At 38.7% G+C, this 6,503-nt stretch carries 8 protein-coding genes and 1 pseudogene; 1 reads left to right on the plus strand and 8 read right to left on the minus strand.

Features of this window, described 5'->3' with window-relative positions; translation table 11 throughout:
- The 7 genes from prmC to nth form a co-directional block, all read right to left on the minus strand.
- A complete protein-coding gene (gene prmC, locus VRHSUH09_RS09895; protein WP_105082077.1) occupies nucleotides 1-870 on the minus strand; it encodes a peptide chain release factor N(5)-glutamine methyltransferase in 870 nt (289 codons plus the stop codon).
- Nucleotides 863-1,945 carry a peptide chain release factor 1 gene (prfA, locus tag VRHSUH09_RS09900; RefSeq protein ID WP_009351626.1) on the minus strand — a complete coding sequence of 361 codons (1,083 nt, stop codon included), beginning with the start codon at nucleotides 1,943-1,945 and terminating at the stop codon, nucleotides 863-865. The genes prmC and prfA overlap by 8 nt, the downstream gene beginning before the upstream one ends.
- Before the next feature lie 2 nt (nucleotides 1,946-1,947).
- Nucleotides 1,948-2,853, minus strand: coding sequence for a DUF1385 domain-containing protein (locus VRHSUH09_RS09905; RefSeq protein WP_105082078.1), 906 nt, complete (start codon nucleotides 2,851-2,853; stop codon nucleotides 1,948-1,950).
- 57 nt (nucleotides 2,854-2,910) lie between these two features.
- Nucleotides 2,911-3,108 (minus strand): 50S ribosomal protein L31, encoded by a 198-nt coding sequence (gene rpmE, locus VRHSUH09_RS09910; protein WP_004696185.1) that lies wholly within the window; start codon nucleotides 3,106-3,108, stop codon nucleotides 2,911-2,913.
- Nucleotides 3,109-3,187: 79 nt separating this feature from the next.
- Complete coding sequence (locus VRHSUH09_RS09915) at nucleotides 3,188-3,457, minus strand: YdbC family protein (protein WP_005386267.1); 270 nt, start codon at nucleotides 3,455-3,457, stop codon at nucleotides 3,188-3,190.
- Between the two features lie 110 nt (nucleotides 3,458-3,567).
- Nucleotides 3,568-5,007, minus strand: coding sequence for a hypothetical protein (locus VRHSUH09_RS09920; protein ID WP_105082079.1), 1,440 nt, complete (start codon nucleotides 5,005-5,007; stop codon nucleotides 3,568-3,570).
- A 1-nt stretch (nucleotide 5,008) separates the two neighbouring features.
- Nucleotides 5,009-5,644: an endonuclease III gene (gene nth / locus VRHSUH09_RS09925; RefSeq protein WP_105082080.1), complete on the minus strand. Its 636-nt coding sequence runs from the start codon at nucleotides 5,642-5,644 to the stop codon at nucleotides 5,009-5,011.
- A 123-nt stretch (nucleotides 5,645-5,767) separates the two neighbouring features.
- Between nth and VRHSUH09_RS09930 the strand changes: the two genes are divergently transcribed.
- Nucleotides 5,768-6,037, plus strand: a complete 270-nt coding sequence (locus VRHSUH09_RS09930) for a DUF896 domain-containing protein (protein ID WP_054748795.1) — start codon at nucleotides 5,768-5,770, stop codon at nucleotides 6,035-6,037.
- A 94-nt stretch (nucleotides 6,038-6,131) separates the two neighbouring features.
- Here VRHSUH09_RS09930 and VRHSUH09_RS09935 read toward each other — a convergent pair.
- Nucleotides 6,132-6,503, minus strand: a pseudogene (locus VRHSUH09_RS09935) (IS256 family transposase); the annotation flags it as partial.

Raw genomic sequence — 6,503 nt, forward strand, 5'->3', positions numbered from 1 at the left:
TTAGCCCTCATACACAGCTGTAACTACGCGATTATGTCCACCTAGATCAGCTATAAATTGAATATTTGAATATTGACCGGTTGCTTCTAATAGTTTTCTTACCGCTTCAGCTTGGTCATAGCCAACCTCAAAGGCTACGCGACCATTAGTTTCTAAATAAGCACCACATTCTCTGGCTAGAATACGATAGAATACAAGTCCATCCTCTCCACCAAATAACGCAATATGAGGCTCATTTAACACATCTTGAGATAACATCTTTGCATCACCAGTACGAATATATGGCGGATTAGAAACGATGAGGTCAAATTTCTCATCCGTTCCACGCAAAGCTGCGAACATATCAGATTCTTTAAATTCAACTCGTTTAGTTAAGTTAAAGGAGTCTGCATTCTCTCTAGCTAGTGGCAAAGCATCTGTAGAGATATCTAAACCTACACCTACTGCATTTGGCAAATAATGTAATAAACTTAGCAATATCGTCCCTGGACCAGTACATACATCAAGAATACGCATATTGCAATCTTCAGGATACGTATCTAGTACATGTTCAATCAATGTTTCCGTATCAGGTCGTGGAATTAAAACTTTATCGTTCACCTTAAAGGTAAGGCCCATAAAGTCCTTTTGCCCCGTAATAGATGCTACACTATATCCCTTAGCCCTTTGTTGTACAAGCGGTCTAAAGGCATCTAGCTCCTCTTGAATTAGAGGTTGGTCATAGTGAGTATATAGATAAATACGATCTTTACCTAAAACGTGAGAAAGCAGTACTTCCCCATCAAGTCGAGGTGTATCCATCTCCTTGCTTTGAAAGTACTGCTCTGTCCACTGGAGAATACGACCGATTGTCCAAATCTCCTTATGCATTTGTATTAGCCTCCTGCATTTTTGCCGCTTGGTCAGCAGCATTTAAGGCTTGAATTATTTCATCAAGATCGCCATTTAATACAGCATCTAGTTTATAAAGTGTTAAGTTAATACGGTGATCTGTTACGCGACCTTGTGGGTAGTTGTACGTACGAATACGTTCACTACGGTCACCAGTGCCAACTTGGCTCTTACGATCTGCTGCCATACTAGCTTGCGCTTCTTGTTCAGCTTGGTCTTGTAATTTAGCACGTAATACGCGCATTGCTTTATCTTTATTTTTAAGCTGAGAACGTTGATCTTGGCATGCTACAACAATACCAGTTGGTAAGTGAGTAATACGAACGGCAGACTCAGTTTTATTAATATGCTGGCCACCTGCACCACTCGCACGGTAAGTGTCGATTTTTAAATCTTTTTCATTAACTTCAATATCGACATCTTCCATCTCTGGTAATACAGCTACTGTAACTGTAGACGTATGTACACGACCTTGTGTTTCTGTAGCAGGTACACGTTGTACGCGATGTACACCAGATTCGAATTTCATCTTAGAGTATACATTCTCACCTTCTACAGAGAAAACAACCTCTTTAAAGCCACCTAGTTCAGGTTCATTCGCATCGATAATTTCACAACGCCACCCTTGGCTTTCCGCATATTTTGTGTACATACGGAACAAGTCGCCTGCAAATAATGCTGCTTCGTCACCGCCAGCACCACCGCGAATTTCAATGATAATATTCTTATCGTCATTAGGATCCTTCGGCAATAAGAGGATTTGTAACTTCTCTTCTAATTCCTCTTTTTGAGGTTTTAACTCTTTTAATTCCTCTTGAGCCATTTCGCGGAATTCTTCATCCAAAGATTTATCTTCGATAACTTCCATAGCTTCATCAAGGCCAGCTAATACTTTTTTATAAGTACGGAATGTTTCAACTGTTTCAGATAATTGGGAATGTTGACGTGTCAATTTACGCCATTCATCTTGGCGAGCAATAATTTCAGGGTCACTGATGCGCTGCTCAAGGTCCATAAATTTATCTTCAATAACTTGTAATTTATCTACTAACATGTTTATTCCTCTTCATATGCATCACTCTCAGGAGGACGAACCTCTTCAAGAGCACGTATAGCTACTTCAATTTGATCATCTTCTGGTTCACGTGTGGTCATGTATTGTAATACAAGACCTGGTTTAATGATGGCTTTCACAAAGGAATGCTCACTGCGTCCAGCAAGACGAATGACCTCGTACGCAATACCTGCTACTACGGGCATAAGCAGTACGCGGCTCAGAATACGTTCTACCAAATTAGGCCAACCTAAAAAAGCAAATACAAAGATACTCACCACCATAACGATAAGTAAGAAGTTTGTACCACATCGGGCATGTAACCGACTTTGTTTACGAACGTTTTCTACGGTAAGAGGCAAATCTAATTCATAAGTATGAATTGTTTTATGCTCTGCCCCATGATATTGGAAAACTCGTTGAATATCCTTCGTAAGACCAATCCCCCAAATGTAGAGCAAGAATAGCACTAAACGAATGACACCTTCAATGAGATTTAATACTACATGATTATCCTGTACACCAGGAATAAATTTTACGATAAATGTTGGCAAAGCCAAAAATACAGCTATCGCAAAGACTGTGGAAATAACCATGGTAATGGCAATTTCACTATTAGACATTTCCTCCTCTTCATCACCAGCTGCCTTGGCAGAAAAAGACAATGCCTTCATGCCAATCACTAGAGATTCATAGAGAGCTACACAGCCACGAAGAAATGGTTTTTTCAAAATTGGATATGTGTCAGCAATAGATTTTGTAGCCTCTTTTTGAACTACAATTGTGCCTGCTGGCTCTCGTACAGCTGTTGCCGTATAGCCAGGGCCTCTCATCATGACACCTTCGATCACAGCTTGTCCACCGACAAACTTTTTAATACGTTCTGTGTTCACAAGAGCTCCTCTCATAAACAAATAGAGGCAGAGCCCATAGCCCTGCCAATAGATGCTACATTACATGACAAATTATTTGCCGTAACGTTTGTTAAATTGTTCAATACGACCACGAGCTTGAGCTGCGCGTTGTTGACCAGTGAAGAACGGATGGCATTTGGAGCAAACGTCTACACGAAGGTCTTCTTTTACAGAGCCAGTTTTGAATGTGTTGCCACAACCGCAAGTTACTGTAGCTTCTTTATAGTCTGGATGAATACCTTGTTTCATTCTATACACCTCTTTCCGACAATCAATATTATTCTTATAGATTATAGCATGACACTTGTACAAATGCAAGTTGCCAATACTATTCCTTGGATGCTTGTTTTTCTTCAATAGACTCAGCTAGGATAGTCTCTAAATCGCTTTCATTAAGGATATCGCGTAACGCAATAAGCTCCTCTAAAGAAAGAGTAATACCCTTTTTCATGCTTGTATATTCACTATCCCAAGCGCGAAGATCAAACTTAGGATTGTATTTGCCCCAGCTAGTACATGTTAATTGTTTTTTCCAACCATCTTTATCTTCAGACAAAGTGCCGATAACTTTGAAGATTTCAAAATTGATAACTGCCATGGTGCCTCCTTTCTTACACATGCGTGTAGTATGTTTCTTACCTACTATATTTAGTAGTTCATATTTTTTAGGATACGATATATTTTAAACTAAAAGCTTAAGTTTTACAATTAGTTTTTATAGTCGCTGTAATCTTCAATATCAATAGATGTTGTAGGAGGCATAACTTGAGCCCCTAATGTATCTACTGATTCTTTCCAGTTCTCTGTTGCTGCTGTGACAGCGTTAATATACGCTTCATCTGCTGCCTGAACAGATTCAATTAATTGAGCTTCATCTTTTACATCTAAAACGCGACGACGTACGCTGCTAAGCATATAGCCGAAGGATTCAGCTGTTTGCACAAGCATAGAAATTTCTTGAATCAATGTTTGACCAATGGTACTGCAGAAGTACGCATACCACATATAAGCAAGTTCTGCGTCAGGGAACATCCAGTATACATCATCTGTAGGTGCATCTGTCGTAATATCTACGTCTACATGATCTGTATGACGTTTGAAAGTAAGGAAGTATGCTCCACTTTCAACTAGAGCATTGCGACCTAATTCAGATACTCGACTATCGATACAGTAAATACCATCTTGACCTAACGCCACATCTGTTTGACCACCTGGCAATGAAATAGAGCGCAAAGATAAGCCATAATTCAACACTGTAAATACTGGTAATTGAGCAAATACACCATGAGGCAACGGAATATAATTAATCGCCTTCCACTCGTCACCTACACGTTCACGAAGGCCAACGCGCATCTTTTTAACATCGTATTTACCGTATACGATTTCATAGGCCCCTAAAGGAGTCCACTCGCGAATTACTTCCACACGTTTTTGGTTCAAAAAGAATTGTAAGGCCATATTGTTTAAGCCCAATTGATTTTGTGCCATCGTAGCAGGTAAGAACAATTGTGCAGTCCCTTCTGGCACCAAGTTATGTAAACCGTTAGCCACTTCTTCTACAATATCTTCAGAAGATTGGAACATACCCACAGTACCTGTAAAGATATGATCAAAGTAACTGCGATGTGGCCAATGATTAATGATTTGAGCCATTGGATATAGACGAGATAAGATGCTATAGCATACTGGAGACGCTGTGTAGAGAACAACCTTTTTATCTTCATAAGATTGAAGAATTTCTCCTACCATACCAGCATATTCTTCTACATAGGCGTAAAGAACCAGCTCCCCTGTTTTGCTATGAGCTTCAATACTTTCACGAACAGGAGTTTCCCAAATAGTGCCTACATCTAGACCATCCAAAATACCGGTATCGCTGATGAAATCAAAGAGTTCAACCTTAAAAGAAGGACCATATAGATTTTGGAATGTATTCAAATCATATGGCACAGGACCAAAGGACTCCACTGTAGATTTCTCAGCTAAGGCATATAAATCCTCTGGAGTTACGCCCCACTCACGGGAACTAGCATTGCTAGAAATCAATTGATCTAATACATTGAAACGCATTAATTCATTTACAATATCGATACCTTCAATACCATTAGAGGCACAAAGGGTAATAAATTCTTCGTTATTTGCTTTCATATTAAACCTTTCCTGCAGAAGGACATAAGTGATTTAAAAAACATTCTTCACATAATGGCTTACGAGCCTTACATAGTTTACGACCATGATAAATCAACCAGTGATGTGCAGCCGCCCAATCCTCTTTAGGAATTGCCTTTTGCAACTTTAATTCCATCTCTTCTGGTGTTTTAGCAATACCCAGTTTTAATCGGTTAGACACACGGAATACATGAGTATCTACAGCAATCGCTGGCGTACCAAACAATACAGATACTACCACATTTGCAGTCTTACGACCTACACCAGGTAATTCAACGAGTTGGTCAAACTCACGTGGCACTTCCCCATGGTATTGTTCTACTAGAATCTGGCATGTGGCAATCAAGTTTTTAGCCTTCGATTTATAAAGGCCACAGTCCTTAATCAGAGTTTCTAATTTGGTACCCCCAATTGCTAACATCTTAGCCGGATGATTTAGTTCAGGAAATAACCGTTTAGTAACAATATTAACTCTCTCATCCGTACATTGTGCAGATAATACAACTGCCACTAATAATTCAAATTCATTTGTATACTCAAGGGCAGGTTTTGCATCAAAATAATGCTCTTGCAATAATTTCAATTGCTCTGCCTTTATTGCTTTTGTTACACGCATATAGCTCTCCTTTCTCACTTGTGAAAGTACAGACGCGTACAACTTATATCTTACCATACGTATTCATTTAGTTCTATGTTATAATAAATGTTGTTATTCTAATATAGAATACAGGAGGTCAATATGAGCAATATTAACGATACATTAAAACGTATAAATGAACTAGCAGCAAAGAAAAAATCTGGGCAACAACTCACACCAGAGGAATTAGCAGAAAAAAAAGAACTTTATGAAGTTTACTTAAGTTTTATTCGAGGCCAAATTACAGATACATTGAACCGTGTTGAATTCGTAGATCCTGAAACAGGTGAACGAACAGCTCCTAAACAAGCGCTCGAAAACTTGGCTAAACAAGCTGACCAAGACATTAAAGAACATAAAGATATTCACTAATATATAAAAATATACATTAATATAAAAAACGTACGCATAAATGATACATCAAATATGCGTACATTTTGGGTTATAGGACAAAAAGTGTGTGTGACTAATCCCAATAAGTTGGAAAATCTGTAGACATATGTAGCTCATTCCAAACAGGAGCATCACCCCATTGAGGGATTGAACGATCTATTTGGCAATAATCAGATAACCGTTTGTAGATAGCAGCAATCGATTCATCTGTAGGCATACAATTTAATATATCTGAAATAGAAAGCGGTCTTGGTGAGTGCATATAGCACCACCAATAGACCGCTTTTAGTCTTCTTTCAAGTGAAAGACCCCTATGAGCCCGTAGCATACTTCTTAGTTGAGCATTTACTCCACCTTCAATACGATTATTTGTTGTAGGTATTGTAATATCAAAACATTCCAAAAAAGTAAATAAAGTTTGTTGCCTAATCAGACGCCATAATGA

The sequence above is a fragment of the Veillonella rogosae JCM 15642 genome (assembly GCF_002959775.1).
GTDB lineage: Bacteria > Bacillota > Negativicutes > Veillonellales > Veillonellaceae > Veillonella > Veillonella rogosae.

Bases quoted from the DNA above. Each gene is read 5' to 3' on its own strand.
- prmC (WP_105082077.1), bottom strand. From the start codon at position 870: ATGCATAAGGAGATTTGGACAATCGGTCGTATTCTCCAGTGGACAGAG.
- prfA (WP_009351626.1), bottom strand. From the start codon at position 1,945: ATGTTAGTAGATAAATTACAAGTTATTGAAGATAAATTTATGGACCTT.
- VRHSUH09_RS09905 (WP_105082078.1), bottom strand. From the start codon at position 2,853: ATGAGAGGAGCTCTTGTGAACACAGAACGTATTAAAAAGTTTGTCGGT.
- rpmE (WP_004696185.1), bottom strand. From the start codon at position 3,108: ATGAAACAAGGTATTCATCCAGACTATAAAGAAGCTACAGTAACTTGC.
- VRHSUH09_RS09915 (WP_005386267.1), bottom strand. From the start codon at position 3,457: ATGGCAGTTATCAATTTTGAAATCTTCAAAGTTATCGGCACTTTGTCT.
- VRHSUH09_RS09920 (WP_105082079.1), bottom strand. From the start codon at position 5,007: ATGAAAGCAAATAACGAAGAATTTATTACCCTTTGTGCCTCTAATGGT.
- nth (WP_105082080.1), bottom strand. From the start codon at position 5,644: ATGCGTGTAACAAAAGCAATAAAGGCAGAGCAATTGAAATTATTGCAA.
- VRHSUH09_RS09930 (WP_054748795.1), top strand. From the start codon at position 5,768: ATGAGCAATATTAACGATACATTAAAACGTATAAATGAACTAGCAGCA.